This window comes from Micromonospora sp. RTGN7 (genome assembly GCF_033804645.1).
GTDB lineage: Bacteria > Actinomycetota > Actinomycetes > Mycobacteriales > Micromonosporaceae > Micromonospora.
On sequence record NZ_JAPZLF010000005.1, the window covers coordinates 15,460 to 33,907 of the forward strand.

The 18,448-nt window shown below is 72.0% G+C and carries 1 protein-coding gene; it reads left to right on the forward strand.

What is annotated here, in order from left to right; translation table 11 throughout:
- Positions 1-76: 76 nt before the first annotated feature.
- On the forward strand, positions 77-18,448 hold the full coding sequence (locus tag SNR22_RS08955) for a type I polyketide synthase (RefSeq protein WP_320066036.1): 18,372 nt from the start codon (positions 77-79) through the stop codon (positions 18,446-18,448).

Here is an 18,448-nt window from a genome sequence, read left to right on the forward strand (position 1 = left end):
GTAGCAGCCGGTACGGCCGCGGGCGCTACGCCTCTGCTCAAGCATCGTACGAACCAACAGGTAGGGCGGCTCGACCATGGCTGAATTCCAGGCGGACACGTCGACATCGACCGAGGCGATCGCCATTGTCGGCATATCGTGCCGGCTGCCGCACGCGGAGAATCCCGCTCAGCTGTGGCGGCTGCTGCGCGAGGGCCGCAGCGCGATCGGCACGCCCCCGGCGGGCCGCCCGGAACTACCCGCCCGGCCGGGTGGTTATCTCGAGGACGTCAGCGGCTTCGACGCGGGCTTCTTCGGCATCGGTCCGCGCGAGGCGTCGGCGATGGATCCGCAGCAGCGGCTGATGCTCGAGCTCGCCTGGGAGGCGCTGGAGGACGCCAGGATCGTCCCGTCCGATCTCGCCGACAGCCGGACCGGTGTCTTCGTCGGCGTCATCGCCGACGACTACGCCGCCCTCACGCAACGGCACGGCACCGAGGGCATCACCCGCCACACCCTCACCGGTCTCAACCGCGGCATAGTCGCCAACCGGATCTCGTACACCCTGGGTCTGCACGGACCGAGCGCGGCCGTGGACACCGGCCAGTCCTCCTCGCTGGTCGCCGTGCATCTGGCGGCCGAGAGCCTGCGTCGCGGCGAGTCCGCCATGGCCATCGCCGGCGGCGTAAGCCTCAACCTGGTGCCGGACAGCACCATCGGCGCGGAGCGGTTCGGCGCGCTCTCCCCGGACGGTCTCAGCTTCACGTTCGACGCGCGGGCGAACGGCTACGTACGCGGCGAGGGCGGCGCGTTCGTGGTGCTCAAGCCGCTGCACGCCGCCGTGGCGGACGGCGACCCGATCTACTGCGTGCTGCACGGCAGTGCGATGAACAACGACGGGACGACCGAGGGCCTCACCGTACCGAGTCCGGCCGGTCAGCAGGATGTCCTGCGGCAGGCGTACGGGCGGGCCGGCATTTCCGCGGCGCAGGTGCAGTACGTCGAGTTGCATGGAACGGGCACCAAGCTGGGCGACCCGATCGAGGCGTCGGCCCTGGGCGCGGTGCTCGGCGACGGCCGCGCGGACGGGGCCGAGCTGCGGGTCGGATCGGTGAAGACCAACGTCGGCCACCTCGAGGGTGCCGCCGGCATCGTCGGCCTGCTGAAGGCGGCGCTCTGCATCCGCCACCGCGAGCTCGTCCCGAGCCTGAACTTCGAGACTCCCCACCCCGACATCCCGTTCGGCGAGCTGAAGCTCGCCGTGCAGCGGAGCCGCGAGCCGTGGCCGCGACCCGACGAGCCGCTGTACGCCGGCGTCAGCTCGTTCGGCATGGGCGGCACGAACTGTCACGTCGTGCTCTCGGATCGGCGCACCGAGCCGGCGGCGGTGGAGGTGTTGACGGGTCCGGTGCCGTGGGTGGTGTCGGGTAAGTCGGGGGCTGCTCTCGTGGAGCAGGCGGGTCGGTTGGTGGCGTTGGTGGAGGCGTGGCCGGAGCTGGATGTTGTGGCTGTGGGTCGTTCGTTGGCGGTGTCGCGTGCTCGTTTCGGTCATCGTGCGGTGGTGGTGGGGGAGACCCGTGAGGAGTTGGTGGATGCTCTGCGGGGGGTGGGCCCGGGGGCGTTGGTCTCGGCGGGTTCGGTGGCGTTCCTGTTTTCTGGGCAGGGTAGTCAGCGTGTGGGTATGGGCCGTGAGTTGTATGCGGTGGAGCCGGTGTTCGCGGCTGCGTTCGATGAGGTTGTTGGGGCGTTGGACGTTTATCTGGACCGCTCTCTTGCCGAGGTGATCGAGGGCGAGCCGGATCTGTTGGAGCGGACGCTGTTTACGCAGCCGGCGTTGTTCGCGGTGGAGGTGGCTCTGTTCCGTTTGCTGGTTCATTACGGGGTGGTCCCGGACTATTTGGTGGGTCATTCGGTGGGTGAGTTGGTCGCGGCTCATGTTTCGGGTGTGTTGTCGCTTGAGGACGCGGCGCGTTTGGTGTGTGCGCGGGCTCGTTTGATGGAGGGGGTGGCCGCCGGTGGGGCGATGGCTGCCTTGCACGCTGGCGAAGAACGGGTATCGGGGTGGCTCGAGGGTCGTGTGGGTGTGGGTGTTGCGGGGTTCAACAGTCCTCAGAGCACCGTGGTTTCGGGTGATGAGGCGGCGGTGCTTGAGGTCTTGGAGCTGGCCCGGGCGGAGGGCGTGCGGGCGACGCGACTGAGGGTGCGTCATGCTTTCCATTCCGCGCATTTGGACGTGATGTTGGCGGAGCTGATCGCGGTTGCCCGGACTCTGACCCATTCGGCTCCTCGGATCCCGGTCGTTTCGAATGTCACTGGCGAGGTGGTGGAGGAGTTCACCGCTGAGTACTGGGCCGTGCAGGCCCGGTCGGCGGTCCGTTTCGCCGACGGGATCGCCACGCTGGCTGGGCGAGGTGTCACGGCGTTCGTGGAGTTGGGTCCGGATGCCACGTTGTCGGGTCTGGCGGGCGAATGCCTGGCCGACACCGAGGGCGTCGTCGTGGTTCCGGTGCTGCGTCGCGGGCGCCCGGAGAAGCGTTCGCTGTTGGCGGCCTTGTCCGCGGTGCATGTGCACGGCGTGGGGGTGCGGTGGGAGCGGTTGCTGCCGGGTTCGGGCTTGGTGGACCTGCCCACGTACGCCTTCCAACGCCGACGCTTCTGGCTGGGAGGTCCGGCGATCGAGCCGGCGGTCCGGGTCCGCGCCGTCGCGGCAGGGCGAGGCGATGAGCTGGAGCTGGTGCGTACGCACGTGGCAGCCGTGCTCGGTCACGGGTCCGTGCGCGCCGTGGACGTCGACACCACCTTCAAGGACCTGGGCTTCGACTCCCTCGCGGCCGTCGAGCTCCGGAACGCGCTGAACACGGCCACCGGGCTCGCGCTGCCCTCCGGCCTGCTCTTCAACTATCCGACCCCGGCCGTCCTCGCCAACCATCTCGGCAGCGTCCTCGCCGACGAGGACCAGGACCAGGACGTGTACGAGGCGGTCGCCCTCGACGAGCCGATCGCGATCGTAGGAATGGCGTGCCGGCTGCCGGGAGGAGTCGCCTCCCCGGAGGACCTGTGGCGTCTGGTCACCGGCGAGGTCGACGCGATCGACGAATTCCCGGCCAACCGCGGCTGGGACCTCGATGGGCTCTCCGCCGCGGATCCGGATGACCCCGGCAAGACGTACGCCGTCAAGGGCGGTTTCCTGTACGACGCGGACCGGTTCGACGCCGAGTTCTTCGGCATCAGCCCGCGCGAGGCGGCGGCGATGGATCCTCAGCAGCGGTTGCTGTTGGAGACCGCGTGGGAGTCCTTCGAGCAGGCCGGGATCGACCCGACCGCGCTGCGCGGCACCCGCACCGGCGTGTACGTCGGCGCGACTGCCCAGGAGTACGGGCCCCGCCTGCACGAATCGTCCGGCGGACACGACGGCTACCTGCTGACGGGTAACACCGCCAGCGTCGCGTCGGGCCGGCTGGCCTACACGTTCGGGTTGGAGGGGCCGGCGGTGACGGTCGACACCGCGTGTTCGTCCTCGCTGGTCGCTTTGCACCTCGCCGCTCAGTCGCTGCGTCAGGGTGAGTGCACGATGGCGCTCGCCGGCGGCGTGACGGTCATGGCGACGCCCGGCATGTTCGTGGAGTTCTCCCGGCAGCGTGGGTTGTCGCCGGATGGTCGGTGCAGGGCGTTCTCGTCGTCGGCGGACGGCACCGGCTGGGCCGAGGGTGTCGGGGTGCTGGTGCTCGAACGGCTGTCGGACGCGCAGCGCAACGGGCATCGGGTGCTGGCGGTGGTTCGGGGTTCCGCGGTGAACCAGGACGGTGCGAGCAATGGCCTGACCGCGCCGAACGGCCCGTCGCAGGAGCGGGTCATTCACGCCGCGCTGGCCAATGCCCGCTTGTCGGCGTCCGAGGTGGACGTGGTGGAGGCGCACGGTACGGGAACTCGGCTCGGCGATCCGATCGAAGCGCAGGCGCTGCTGGCCACGTACGGCCAGGCTCGCGAGGAGCCGCTCCGGCTCGGCTCGCTGAAGTCGAACATCGGTCACACGCAGGCCGCGGCGGGCGTCGCGGGCGTGATCAAGATGGTCCTGGCGCTGCGTAACGGCATTCTCCCGGCGACCCTGCACGTGGACGAGCCGACCCCCGAGGTCGACTGGTCGGCCGGCACGGTCGAGCTGCTGACGCGGGCCCGGCCGTGGCCGGAGCTCGGCCGGCCGCGCCGGGCGGCTATCTCGTCCTTCGGCATCAGCGGCACCAACGCTCACCTCATCGTCGAGCAGAGCGCGGAGACCGAGCCGGCGGCGGTGGAGGAGTTGACGGGTCCGGTGCCGTGGGTGGTGTCGGGTAAGTCGGGGGCTGCTCTCGTGGAGCAGGCGGGTCGGTTGGTGGCGTTGGTGGAGGCGTGGCCGGAGCTGGATGTTGTGGCTGTGGGTCGTTCGCTGGCGGTGTCGCGTGCTCGTTTCGGTCATCGTGCGGTGGTGGTGGGGGAGACGCGTGAGGAGTTGGTGGATGCTCTGCGGGGGGTGGGCCCGGGGGCGTTGGTCTCGGCGGGTTCGGTGGCGTTCCTGTTTTCTGGGCAGGGTAGTCAGCGTGTGGGTATGGGCCGGGAGTTGTATGCGGTGGAGCCGGTGTTCGCGGCTGCGTTCGATGAGGTTGTTGGGGCGTTGGACGTTTATCTGGACCGTTCTCTTGCCGAGGTGATCGAGGGCGAGCCGGATCTGTTGGAGCGGACGCTGTTTACGCAGCCGGCGTTGTTCGCGGTGGAGGTGGCTCTGTTCCGTTTGCTGGTTCATTACGGGGTGGTCCCGGACTATTTGGTGGGTCATTCGGTGGGTGAGTTGGTCGCGGCTCATGTTTCGGGTGTGTTGTCGCTTGAGGATGCGGCGCGTTTGGTGTGTGCGCGGGCTCGTTTGATGGAGGGGGTGGCCGCCGGTGGGGCGATGGTTGCCTTGCACGCTGGCGAAGAACGGGTATCGGGGTGGCTCGAGGGTCGTGTGGGTGTGGGTGTTGCGGGGTTCAACAGTCCTCAGAGCACCGTGGTTTCGGGTGATGAGGCGGCGGTGCTTGAGGTCTTGGAGCTGGCCCGGGCGGAGGGTGTGCGGGCGACGCGACTGAGGGTGCGTCATGCTTTCCATTCCGCGCATTTGGACGTGATGTTGGGGGAGTTGATCGCGGTTGCCCGGACTCTGACCCATTCGGCTCCTCGGATCCCGGTCGTTTCGAATGTCACTGGCGAGGTGGTGGAGGAGTTCACCGCTGAGTACTGGGCCGTGCAGGCCCGGTCGGCGGTCCGTTTCGCCGACGGGATCGCCACGCTGGCTGGGCGGGGTGTCACGGCGTTCGTGGAGTTGGGTCCGGATGCCACGTTGTCGGGTCTGGCGGGCGAATGCCTGGCCGACACCGAGGGCGTCGTCGTAGTTCCGGTGCTGCGCAGGGATCGGGCCGAGAAGCGTTCCCTCCTCGCCGCCCTGGGTGCCGTGCACGCCCACGGTGCCAACGTGGACTGGGCGGGTTTACTGCCCGGTTCCGGCGTGGTGGAGCTGCCGACGTACGCGTTCCAGCGTGAACGCTTCTGGCTGGACGCGCCGCGGCCCGGTGACGCGGCGGGCCTGGGCCTGACGGCGGTGGACCATCCCTTCCTGGCCGCTGTGATCGCAGACCCGGACGGTGACGGCGTCCAGTTCTCCGGGTCGCTGTCGTTGCCGACGCATCCGTGGCTGGCCGACCACGCGATCGGCGGGACGGTCCTGGTCCCGGGAACGGCATTCCTGGAACTGGCGGGCCACGCCGCCGAGCAACTCGGATACGCCACCGTCGAGGAGCTCACTCTTCAGACACCCCTCGCCCTGACCGGAACCGCCGCCGTCTCGATCCGGCTGACCGTCGATCGGGCCGATGCGCGCGGCGACCGCCGGTTCACGGTGTACTCGAGGACCGGCGATCAGCCGTGGATCGCCCACGCGGCCGGCCTGCTCACGTCCTTCGCCCCCGCGCCCGGGGTCTCCCTGGACCAGTGGCCCCCGGCCGGCGGCGTCGCCATCCCGCTGGAAGGCGTCTACGACCGCCTCGACGACCTGGGCTACAGGTACGGGCCGGCCTTCTCCGGCCTCCGCGCGGCCTGGCGCGCCGGGGACGACCTCTTCGCCGAGGTCGTGCTGCCCGGCCCGCTGCGCGCCGAGGCCGGTCGCTTCGGTGTCCATCCCGCGCTGCTTGACGCGGCCCTGCACCCACTCGTCCTGGTGCTCGAGGCGGAACAGGACGACAGCACCATCCGCCTGCCGTTCTCGTTCTCGGGCTTCGCTGTGCACGCGGTCGGCGCCACCGTGCTCCGGGTCCGCTGGAACCACACCGGCCCGGACACCGCGTGCCTCGTCGTCGCGGACGGGGCCGGCGCGCCGGTGGCGGCGATCGGGGCGGTGTCCCTGCTGCCGATCGGCCGGGATCAACTCGTACCGGCCGGCCCGGCCGTCGAATCCCTGTACCGCCTGGCCTGGACGCCCGTACCTACGGTCGAGCCGGTCGCCGAGCAGCGGTGGATCCGAGTGGGTGCGGCGCCCTACGCCGACCTCGGCGCGCTTCGTGCCGCCGTCGACGCCGGCCTTCCGGCGCCGGAGTTCATCGTGATCGGCGATCGGGAAGACGAGGCCGATGTCCTTCCGCGGACCCACGCGGTGGCGGTGCGCGGTCTGGAGATGGTGCAGGAGTGGTTGACCGCGCCGCAGTTCGCCGAGAGCCGCCTGGTCGTCGCGCTGCCGGACGGCGCGCTGCACACGGCCGCGTTCGTGGGTCTGATCCGTACCGCCCAGTCCGAGCACCCGGGCCGGCTGGTCCTGGCTCACCTGGACGAGGACGGGATGCGGCTGCTGCCGGCGGTGCTGGCGTCGGGTGAGCCCGAGGCCGCGGTGCGTAGCGGTGAGCTGTTCGTGCCGAGGCTGGCCCGGGCGACGGGTGCGACGGCCGGCCCGGCGGGCCTGGATCCGGAGGGTACGGTCCTGGTGACCGGTGGCCTGGGCACGCTGGGTCGCCTGGTGGCACGGCGGTTGGTCTCGCATCACGGCGCGCGGCACCTGCTGCTGGTGGGCCGCCGCGGCGGTGAGACTCCGGGTGCCGGGCAGTTCGTGGCGGAATTGGCGGAGCTGGGCGCGCGGGCTTCGGTGGCCGCGTGTGACGTGTCGGATCTCGATGCGCTGGCCGGCCTGCTGGACGAGGCGACGGCCGAGCGTCCGCTGACCGCCGTGGTGCACACGGCGGGTGTGCTGGACGACGCGACGATAGGGTCGCTGACAGCCGGTCACCTGGAACGGGTGCTGCGCCCGAAGGCGGACGCGGCCTGGAACCTGCACCGTCTCACCTGCGACCGTAGGTTGTCGTCCTTTGTGGTCTTTTCGTCCATCGCCGGTCTCGTGGGCAACCCCGGTCAGGCGAATTACGCGTCCGCGAATACGTTCCTGGACGCTCTCGCCCAGTACCGCCGGGCGCGGAACCTGCCCGCCACCTCCCTCGCCTGGGGTCTGTGGGACACCGATGAAGGCATGGCCGGCGGCCTCGGGGAGGCGGACGTCGCGCGGTGGAAGCGGAGCGGCATCGTCCCGCTGGGACCGGAACGGGGCATGGCGCTGTTCGACGCCGCGCTGGCATCGCCGGAGCCGCTGCTGGTGCCGGCCGAACTGGACCTGGCCGGGTGGACCGGGATCCCCGCCCTGTTCAGCGGCCTGGTCCGAGGGCGCCGCCGGCAAGCGGCGGGTGCCGACCCCGGGACCGGTTCATCCTGGGCCCGGCGGCTGGTCCAGCTTCCTACGGATGACCGGGCACAGGCAGTGCTCGAGACCGTACGGGAGGCCGTTGCTCTTGTCCTCGGTTACCGGCCCGGCGTCGAGGTCGCCGCGGGCAGGGCGTTCAAGGATGCCGGCTTCGATTCGCTGACCGGTGTCGAGTTTCGCAACCGGCTCAACGAGCTGACGGGACTGCGGCTGCCAACCACGCTGGTCTTCGACTGCCCGTCGCCCCAGGCGGTGGCGGACTTCCTGCTGGATCAGCTCGAGGCGTCCGGAGCGGCCGTCGTCGCGTCGGTGGTCGCCCATGACCTCGGGTCGGACGAGCCGATCGCCGTGGTCGGCATGGGATGTCGCTATCCGGGCGGCGTCGGTTCGCCGGAGGATCTGTGGCGGCTGGTGGTCGAGGGCCGGGACGCGATCGACGAGTTCCCGGCGGACCGCGGCTGGGACGTGGAGGAGCTCTTCGACCCGGACCCGGAAAAGGTCGGCAAGTCGTACACGCGCAGGGGCGGATTCCTGTACGACGCCGCGGATTTCGACGCGGAGTTCTTCGGCATGAGCCCGCGTGAGGCGGTGGCGACAGATCCGCAGCAGCGCGTGCTGCTCGAGGTCGTCTGGGAGGCGCTGGAACGGGGAGGCATTGATCCGGCCTCGCTGCGCGGCTCCTCGACCGGCGTGTACGCGGGCGTGATGTACAACGACTACGGATCGCGGTTGGGGAGTGCTCCGGAGGGGTTCGAGGGGCATCTACTGACGGGCACGATCGGGAGCGTGCTGTCGGGCCGGGTGGCCTACACGTTCGGCTTGGAAGGGCCGGCGGTGACGCTGGACACGGCCTGCTCCTCGTCGCTGGTGGCGGTGCACCTGGCGGCTCAGGCGCTGCGTCGGGGCGAGTGCTCGATGGCGCTCGCCGGCGGCGTGACCGTGATGTCGACGCCGAACACGTTCATCGAGTTCTCCCGGCAGCGGGGGTTGTCGCCGGACGGCCGGTGCAAGGCGTTCTCGGGGGCGGCGGACGGCACGGGCTGGGCCGAGGGTGCGGGCGTGCTGGTGCTGGAGCGCCTGTCGGACGCCCGGCGGCTGGGACACGACATCCTCGGCGTGATCAGGGGTTCGGCGGTCAACCAGGACGGTGCGAGCAACGGTCTCACCGCCCCGAACGGACCGTCCCAGCAGCGGGTAATTCGTCAGGCGCTCGCCAACGCGGGGCTGGCGGCCTCCGACGTCGACGCCGTGGAGGCGCACGGCACCGGCACCCGGCTGGGTGACCCGATTGAGGCGCAGGCACTCCTGGCGACGTACGGCCGGGAACGGTCCGGCGATCAGCCGTTGTGGCTCGGCTCCATCAAGTCGAACATCGGCCACACGCAGGCCGCCGCGGGTGTCGCGGGCATCATCAAGATGCTGATGGCGATGCGCGCCGGCGAGCTCCCGGCGACGCTGCACGCGGCCGAGCCGACACCCGAGGTCGACTGGTCGGCGGGCACGGTGGAACTGCTGACGCGGACGCGGCAGTGGCCGGAGCTCGGCCGTCCGCGTCGCGCCTCGGTGTCGTCGTTCGGGATCAGCGGCACGAACGCGCACGTGGTCCTGGAGCAGGGGCCGGAGCCGGCCGTCGCCGGGGAGCCGGTCGTGGCAGGGCTCCCGATGCTGGTGTCCGCCAAGAGCGAGGCGGCGCTGGCGGCCCGGGCGGAGCAGATCCGTGGACTGCTGGCATCGCCGGACGCGCAGGCGGAGGCGGTAGCTTCGGCCCTCGCGACGCGGGTTCCGCACCTTCCGTACCGGGCGGCGGTTTCCGGTGCGGACCGCGACGAGTTGCTGGCGGGTCTGGAGGCGCTGGCCGCCGGTGGTTTCGCGACGAATCTGGTGCGGGGCATGGCCTCCGGAGCCGGCAAGACGGTGTTCGTCTTCCCCGGTCAGGGTTCGCAGTGGCCGGGCATGGCGCTCGAGCTCTCCGAATCCTCCCCGGTGTTCGCCGCGCGGCTGGCGGAGTGTGCGCAGGCGCTGGCGCCGTTCACGGACTGGTCGCTGCCGGAGGTGCTGCGCGGCGTGGCGGGTGCGCCCGGCTTCGACCGGGTGGATGTGGTGCAGCCCGCGCTGTGGGCGGTGATGGTTTCGCTGGCGGCGCTGTGGCGTTCGGTGGGCATCGAACCGGACGCTGTGGTCGGTCACTCGCAGGGTGAGATTGCGGCGGCCGTGGTCGCGGGTGTGTTGTCGCTCGAGGACGCGGCGAAGACCGTCGCGCTGCGCAGCCGCGCGATCGTGAAGCTGGCCGGTACTGGCGCGATGGTGTCGGTGGCTCTTCCGGCCGACGAGGTTCGCGCGCTCATCGCCCGCTGGGACGGCGCGATCGACGTCGCCGCACACAACGGCCCCAGGAGTACGGTCGTCTCCGGCGACCCACAGGCGCTGGCCGAGCTCGTCGCGCGAAGTGAGATCGAGGGCTACCGCGCCCGCACCGTTCCGGTCGACTACGCCTCGCACTCCGCCCACGTCGACGCGCTCGCGGACGAGCTGCGGGAGCTGTTGGCCGGCGTCACGCCGCGTACGGGCGACATCAGGTTCTTCTCCACGGTCACCGGGCAACAGCTCGACGGTGCGGAGCTCGACGGCGCGTACTGGTTCCGCAACCTGCGCCGGACCGTCCAGCTGCAGGAGGCCACCCGTGCCCTGCTCGCCGACGGGCATCGCGTCTTCATCGAGGTCAGTGCCCACCCGGTGCTCACCTCGGCCCTCGCCGACACAGCCGACGAGGCCGGCGTCGGCGGCGCTGTCGTCGTCGGATCGCTGCGGCGCGACGACGGCGGACGGGACCGCTTCCTGGCCTCGGTCGCGGAGGCGCACGTCAACGGCGTGGCGGTCGACTGGCCGGCCGCGACCGGCCGCCCGGGCGGCCCGGTCGACCTGCCCACGTACCCGTTCCAGCGGGAGCGCCGCTGGCTCGACCGCCCGCCGCTCGCCGGGGACGCGGGCGGCCTCGGCCTGGCCGCCGAACGCCACCCACTCATCGGTGCGGTGCTCCGGCTGGCCGACGAGGACAAGCTGGTCCTGAGCGGACGGATCTCCTTGACCGGGCAACCGTGGCTGGCGGACCACGCCGTGGCGGGTACCGTGCTCCTTCCCGGCACTGCCTTCGTGGACCTCGCAATCCGGGCGGGTGACCACGCGGGTCTCGACCAGCTCGATGAGCTGACGCTGCAGGCACCGTTGGTGCTCGCGGGCCGCGGCGCGGTGCAACTGCAGGTCGTGGTCGACGCTCCGGACGAGCAGGGCCGGCGCGCCCTGTCGATCCACTCCCGGCCGGAGCCCACGGCCGTCGACACGCCGTCCGGCCCGTGGGTCCCGCACGCCACCGGAACGCTGGGCCGCGCGGAAACCCGTACGGACGTGGTGGAGGCCTCTGCCTGGCCTCCCGCCGGCGCCGAACCGGTGGACCTGGCGGCCGCATACGACACGCTGGCCGAGCGCGGATTCGAGTACGGCTCGACCTTCCAGGGGCTGCGGGCGTTGTGGCGCGCCGGGAAGGAGATGTTCGCCGAGGTCGCCTTGCCGACGGACGTCGCTCCGGGCGAGTTCGGGATCCACCCGGCCCTGCTCGACGCCGCGTTGCATCCCCTCGCGCTCGCCGGGGACGGCGGGCTGGTGCTGCCGTTCGCCTGGACGGGCGTGCGGCTGCACGCGGCGAACGCCGGCGTGCTGCGGGTGCGGCTCACGCCGGACGGCTCGGGCACTGCCTTGGTCCTCTTCGACGCGACCGGTGTACCGATCGTGACGGTGAAGTCGCTCGGCCTGCGTTCGGCCGACCCCGCGCAGCTGGCCGGCGCGACCATTCCGGCCCCACCGCTCCTCGAGGTGGAGTGGACGGCCGCCCCCGACGGCCCCCCGATCACACGATGGGCCGTGCTCGACGAGCTCGGCCACGGCCTGCCGGCCCCGGCGGGGACCTACCCGGACCTCTCCAGCATTGTCGGAGCCCCGCAGCTCGTCATCGTCCCCTTCGCCGAGGAGGACGGTCCCCGGGCCGTGGTGCACCGCGCCCTGCGGCTCGCGCAGGAATGGCTCGCGGACGAGCGCTTCGCCGGCGCGCGCCTGGTTTTGGTGACCCGCGATGCGACCACCGCCCGCACGGAGGCCGGCCTCGGCTCGGCTCCCGTCTGGGGCCTCGTCCGCACCGCGATGTCCGAGCACCCCGATCGGTTCGGCCTGGTCGACGTGACCACATGGAACCTCTCGGCGGACGAGCTGGGCCGGGCGCTGGCGGTCCCGGAAGCGCAGGTGAGCCTCCGGGACGGAGCGCTGCTCGTACCGCGTCTGGTCCGGTCGCCCGCGACGCGCGACACCGCCCCGGCCCTGAACCCCGAGGGCACCGTGCTCGTCACGGGTGCGACCGGCACGCTGGGCCGGCTGTTCGCCCGCCACCTCGTCGCCGAACACGGCGTGCGGCACCTGCTGCTGGTGAGCCGACGCGGCCGGGAGGCCGCGGGCATGCTGGAGCTGGAGGCCGAACTCATCGCCCACGGGGCCGAGGCATCCGTGGTCGCCTGCGACGTCGCCGACCGCGCGGCAATCGCCGCGGTGCTGCAGGGCATTCCCGCCGAGCATCCGCTCACCGCGGTGCTCCACACCGCCGGCGTGCTCGACGACGGCACGCTGCAGGCCCTGACGCCCGGGCAGCTCGACACCGTGCTGCGTCCGAAGATCGATGCCGCCCGGCACCTGCACGAGCTCACGGCCGACCGGCACCTGGACGCGTTCGTCCTGTTCTCCTCGCTGGCGGGTACGGTCGGCACCGCGGGACAGGCCAACTACGCGGCGGCCAACACCTATCTGGACGGCCTCGCGCTCCACCGCCGGGCGCTGGGACTGCCGGGTACCTCGCTCGCCTGGGGCCTGTGGGCGGACGACAGCGGGATGACCGCCCACCTGACCGACGCCGACCTGGCCCGCATGTCCCGCAGCGGCATCGCCGCGATGACCGTCGACCAAGGGCTGGCGTTGTTCGATACCGCCCTGGCGACCCGTCGCCCCGTACTCGTTCCGGCACTGCTGGACTACAGCGGACTGCGCGGACGGAACGAGGACGGCACGCTCGCCGCCCTCTTCCACGGACTGGTGCGCCCGGTGCGACGCGCGGCGGCCGGCGCGCGGGCCGGCGCGAGCTCACTCCAGGAGCGGCTGGCCGGCCTGCCCTCCCAGGAACAGGAGCGCGTCCTGCTGGAGCTGGTTCGCGAGGCGGTGGCCTCGGTGCTGGCGTACACCGGCGCCGACCAGGTCGCCGCGGACCGGGCCTTCAGCGATCTGGGCTTCGACTCGCTCAAGGCGGTGGAGCTGCGCAACCGGTTGAATGCGGCGTCAGGGCTGAAGTTGCCCGCGACGTCGGTGTTCGACTACCCCGACGCGGCCGAGCTGGCGCGCTTTCTCCGGGCGGAGCTCCTCGGTCCGGCCGCCGGAGTGATCGTGGCCGCACCGGTCGCCGCCGCCGCGGACGAGCCGATCGCGATCGTGGCCATGGCATGCCGCTACCCGGGGGAGGTCAGCTCGCCGGAGGAACTGTGGACGCTGCTGTCCGACGAGCGGGACGCGGTGGGGCCGTTCCCGGACGACCGCGGCTGGGACCTGGACGGCCTGTACGACGCGGACCCGGATCACGTGGGCACCTCGTACACCCGGCACGGCGGATTCCTGCACGACGCGGCGCGGTTCGATCCCGAGCTCTTCGGTGTGAGCGCGCGCGAGGCCACGGCCATCGACCCGCAGCAGCGCCTGCTGCTGGAGATCTGCTGGGAAGCGTTCGAGCGCGCCGGCATCGACCCGACCTCGCTCAAGGGCAGCCAGACCGGGGTGTTCGCCGGTGTCATGGCCAACGACTACGCCGCGCGCCTGAAGAACGCTCCCGACGCGTTGGAGGGCTATCTGGCGGTCGGCAGCACGGTCAGCGTCGCCTCCGGCCGGGTCGCCTACACGTTCGGCCTGCAGGGACCCGCGATCACCGTCGACACGGCCTGCTCCTCGTCGCTGGTCTCGATCCACCTCGCCGCGCAGGCGCTGCGCAACGGCGAGTGCGGGTTGGCGCTGGCCGGCGGCGTGACGGTGCTGGCCGCGCCGACGCTCTTCGTCGAGTTCAGCCGGCAGCGCGGACTGGCCCCGGACGGCCGGTGCAAGTCCTTCTCCGCGCGGGCGGACGGGACGGCGTGGGCGGAGGGCGCGGGAGTTCTGCTGCTGGAGCGGCTCTCCGACGCCCAGCGGAACGGCCGCCGGATCCTCGGCCTCGTCCGGGGAACCGCCGTCAACAACGACGGCGCGAGCAACGGTCTCACCGCGCCCAACGGTCCCTCCCAGGAGAGGGTGATTCGTCGGGCGCTCAGCAACGCGGGTCTGGTCGCGGCGGACGTCGACGTGCTGGAGGCCCACGGCACCGGCACCACCCTGGGTGACCCGATCGAGGCCCAGGCGGTGCTCGCCACGTACGGGCGGGAACGCCCGTCCCCGATCCTGATGGGCTCGCTGAAGTCGAACATCGGGCACTCGCAGGCCGCGTCCGGCGTCGCCGGCGTCATCAAGATGATCATGGCGATGCGGTACGGGATGGTCCCGAAGAGCCTGCACATCGACGAGCCCAGTCCGCACGTGGACTGGTCCGCCGGCCAGGTGGAGCTGCTCACCGCGGCGACACCATGGCCCGGGTCCGGACGTCCGCGCCGGGCGGGCGTTTCCTCCTTCGGCATCAGCGGCACCAACGCCCACGTCATCGTCGAGCAGCCGCCGCCCGCGGAGCCGGTCGCGCCGGCCAGGCCGATGCCGGTCGTGCCGCTGGTGTTGTCCGCGTACAGCGACGCTGCTCTGCTGGCGCAAGCCGATCGGATCGGCGCGGTCCTCGCCGACGCCGCGCACGAGGACCTGGCCTCGACAGGCGGCACGCTGGTCACCGGGCGCGCCGGGCTGCCGCACCGCGCTGTGGTGGTGGCCTCCACCGTCGCGGAAGCGGTAGGCGGGCTCCCGGCGCTGAGCGTGCGTGGTACGCCGGTGGCCGGCCGTACCGCCTTCCTCTTCACCGGTCAGGGCAGCCAGCGGCTCGGCATGGGCCAGGAGCTGTATGCCGCCTACCCCGGCTACGCCGAAGCCCTGGACGCCGCCTGCGCCGAGCTCGACCGGTGGCTGGAGAAGCCGCTGCTCGACGTTCTCTGGGGTGACGACGCCGCGCTGCTGGACCGGACCGATTTCGCCCAGCCCGCCCTGTTCGCCACCGAAGTGGCGCTCTATCGGCTCCTCGAAGGCTGGGGGATGCGGCCGGACTTCCTCGGCGGTCACTCGGTCGGTGAGCTGGCGGCCGCGCACGTCGCCGGCGTCCTCCCGCTGGCGGACGCCGCGAAGCTGGTCGCGGCCCGAGGCCGGCTGATGCGAGCCCTGCCCGGGGGTGGCGCGATGCTCGCCGTCGAGGCCGACGAGACGGAGGTGCTGAGGCTGCTCGACGGACGGGAGGACCAGCTGGGTATCGCCGCCGTCAACGGACCCACCTCCGTGGTCGTCTCGGGCGACACGGCCGCCGTCGAGGCGGTCGGAGCGGAACTGACCGCTCAAGGGCGGAAGACCAAGCGGCTGCGGGTCAGCCACGCCTTCCATTCCCCGCACATGGACCCGATGCTGGACGACTTCCACGCGGTCGTGAAGGAATTCGCGTTCGCCCCGCCCACGATCCCGATCGTGTCCGCCCTGACCGGGAGGCCGGTCGCCGCCGAGGAGCTGACCACGGCGGAGTACTGGGTCCGCCACGTCCGCCAGCCGGTCCGGTTCCTGGACGCGGCCCGCGCGCTGGAGGCCGAGGGCGTACGGACGTTCCTGGAACTCGGCCCGGACGGCGTGCTCAGCGCCATGGGACAGGATTTTCTCGACGCGGCGGCACTGCTGGTCCCGGTACTGCGCGCCGGGCGCCCCGAGCCGCACACCGTCGTCACCGCCGTGGCCCATGCCTACGTACGAGGCGTTCCGGTCCGGTGGCGGGCCCTGTTCGGCGAGGACGCCGGCCGGACCGCGGACCTGCCGACGTACCCGTTCCAGCGCCGGCACTACTGGCTCTCGGAGGGGCCCGGTGGCGGCGACGTCACCTCGGCCGGACTGGACTCCGCGCGCCACCCGCTGCTCGGAGCCGGAGTGCCGCTCGCGGATTCCGACGGTGTCCTGTTCACCGGCCGGCTCTCGGCCCGCAGTCACCCGTGGTTCGCGGACCACACCGTCGCCGGCATCACGCTGGTGCCGGCGACGGCCCTGGTGGAGCTCGCCCTGCACGCGGGCGCCGAGGTCGGCTGCGAGCGGCTGGAGGAGCTGATCCTGCAGGAACCCCTGGTCCTTCCCGAAAGAGGCGCGCTCAAGCTGCAGCTCACCGTCGGCAGCCTCGACGCGTCCGGGCGCAGGCCGGTAGCCGTCCACTCCCGCGGGGACCAGGACGGCGACGCCTGGAACCGGCATGCCACCGGAAGCGTGGTGGCCGCCGTTGCTGAAAGCCCGGGCCCCGATCCCGAACTGGCGTCCTGGCCGCCGGCCGGCGCCGAACCTCAGCCGATCGAGGATCTGTACGACCGCCTCGCCGACCGAGGCTACGGGTACGGCCCGGCCTTCCAGGGACTCCAGGCGGCCTGGCGATCGGGTGACGACTTCTACGCCGAGGTGCGGTCGTCCGTCGACGCCGACGGGTTCACCCTGCATCCGGCGCTGTTCGACGCCGCGCTGCACGCGCTGCTCCTGGAGGATCGGGCGGAGATCCGGGTGCCCTTCTCCTTCGGCGGTGTGCAGCTGCCGGGGGCCCGGCCCGGCACGTTGCGGGTGAAGCTCTCGGCCGGCGCGGACGGTGCCGTCGCGGTTCGCATCGCCGACGACACGGGAAGGCTCGCCGCCACCGTCGGGACGCTCACGCTACGAGCACTGCCGACCGGCCACGCCGACCCGTACGTGTATGCGGTCGAGCGAACCGCGGTGGACCTTCCCGACCCACGTGCCGCGACCGTCGCGGTTCTCGGCCCGGACGACCTCGGGCTCGACGCCGAGTGTCATCCCGACCTCGCCGCGCTGCTGGCGAACGGTGCGGCCGTTCCCGACGTGGTCGTCCTCCCGGTACGACCGGCCACCCCGCAGGAGACGGCCCAAATCACCGACGAGGTGCTGGCGCTGCTGCAACAGTGGCTCAGCGCCGGCACACCGCCCGGAGCGCGACTCGCCGTGCTCAGCACCGGGGAACTGGGACACAGCGCGCTGTCCGGACTCATCCGGGCGGCCGAGGCGGAACACCCGGGACGCCTGCAACACGTGATCACCGACGGCCTGCCGGCCAGCGACGAACTGCGCATGGCGGCTCTGGCCGATCCCCGGTCAGCACTGGAGTTGCGCGCTGGCCAGGCATTCGTCACCAGGCTGGCGAAGGTGCCGCAGCCGGTACGGCTCCCGGAGTCCGACCACCGGTTCGACCCGGAGCGCACGGTGCTGATCACCGGCGGCACGGGTGCGCTCGGTGCCGTGGTCGCCCGGCACCTGGTGATCGGCCGCGGCGCTCGCCGGCTGCTGCTCACCAGCCGGCACGGCGGCGCGGAGGACCTCGCGGCCGAGCTGACCGCGCTCGGCGCCGACGTACGGGTCGCGGCCTGCGACGTTGCCGACCGGGACGCGCTGGCCGGGCTGCTCGCCTCGATCCCGGACGAGCACCCGCTCACCGCGGTGGTGCACGCGGCCGGCGTCGTCGAGGACTCCACCGTGCAGGCGATGAGCCCGCAGAGCCTCGCCCGGGTCCTGCGGCCCAAGGTGGCAGCCGCCTGGAACCTGCACGAGCTGACCGCCGGCCTCCCGCTGACGGACTTCGTCCTCTTCTCCTCCGTCGCCGGCCTGATCGGCAACGCCGGACAGGCCAACTACGCCGCGGGCAACACGTTCCTCGACGCGCTGGCCGAGCACCGGCGCGGCGCCGGGCTGCCCGCGGTGTCCCTGGCCTGGGGCATGTGGGAGCGCGGCATGGCGAACGACCTCGGGCAGGCCGACCGGGCCCGGCTGATGCGCAACGGGGTGCTGCCGATGCCGGACGAGCAGGCACTCGCGGTGCTCGACACGGTTGTGGGCCTGGACTCCCGGCCGGTGCTCTCGCCCGTGGCGCTCGACCTCGCCGCGCTGCGCTCGCTCGGGGACGCGCTGCCCGAGCTGTTCCGCGGCCTGGTGCGTACCGGGCGCCGAGCCGGACGGCGAACCACGCCGGCGGAGATCCCGCTGGCGCAACGGCTCGCGGGACTCGGCGGGGCGGAGCAGGAGGCGCTGTTGCTCTCCTACGTCCGGGAGCAGGTCGGCATCGTGCTGGCCCACCCGGCACCGCGGACCATCGACGTACGGCGTGGCCTGCTCGACCTGGGCATCGACTCGCTCACCGCCGTCGAGCTGCGCAACCGGCTCAACGCCGCCACCGAGCTGAGGCTGCCCAGCACGCTCGTCTTCGACCACCCGACCACGGAAGCCCTCGCCGCGTACCTCCGGCGCCGGCTGATCGGCGAGCGGCCCGACGCCGTCCAGAAGGCACTGGACGATCTGGAGGCCGTCATCGCCACCGCCTCCGCGGAAACGGTCGCCGCGCGACTGCGCCGGCTGCTGCGGATGGTGGACAACGGGTCCACCGTCGCGGCCCTCGATCTGGACACCGACGACGACCTCTTCGCGGCCCTCGACAACGAACTCGGCAGGTAG

What these genes read in the sequence shown, in the direction of transcription:
- SNR22_RS08955 (WP_320066036.1), top strand. Translation starts at nt 77, where the DNA reads ATGGCTGAATTCCAGGCGGACACGTCGACATCGACCGAGGCGATCGCC.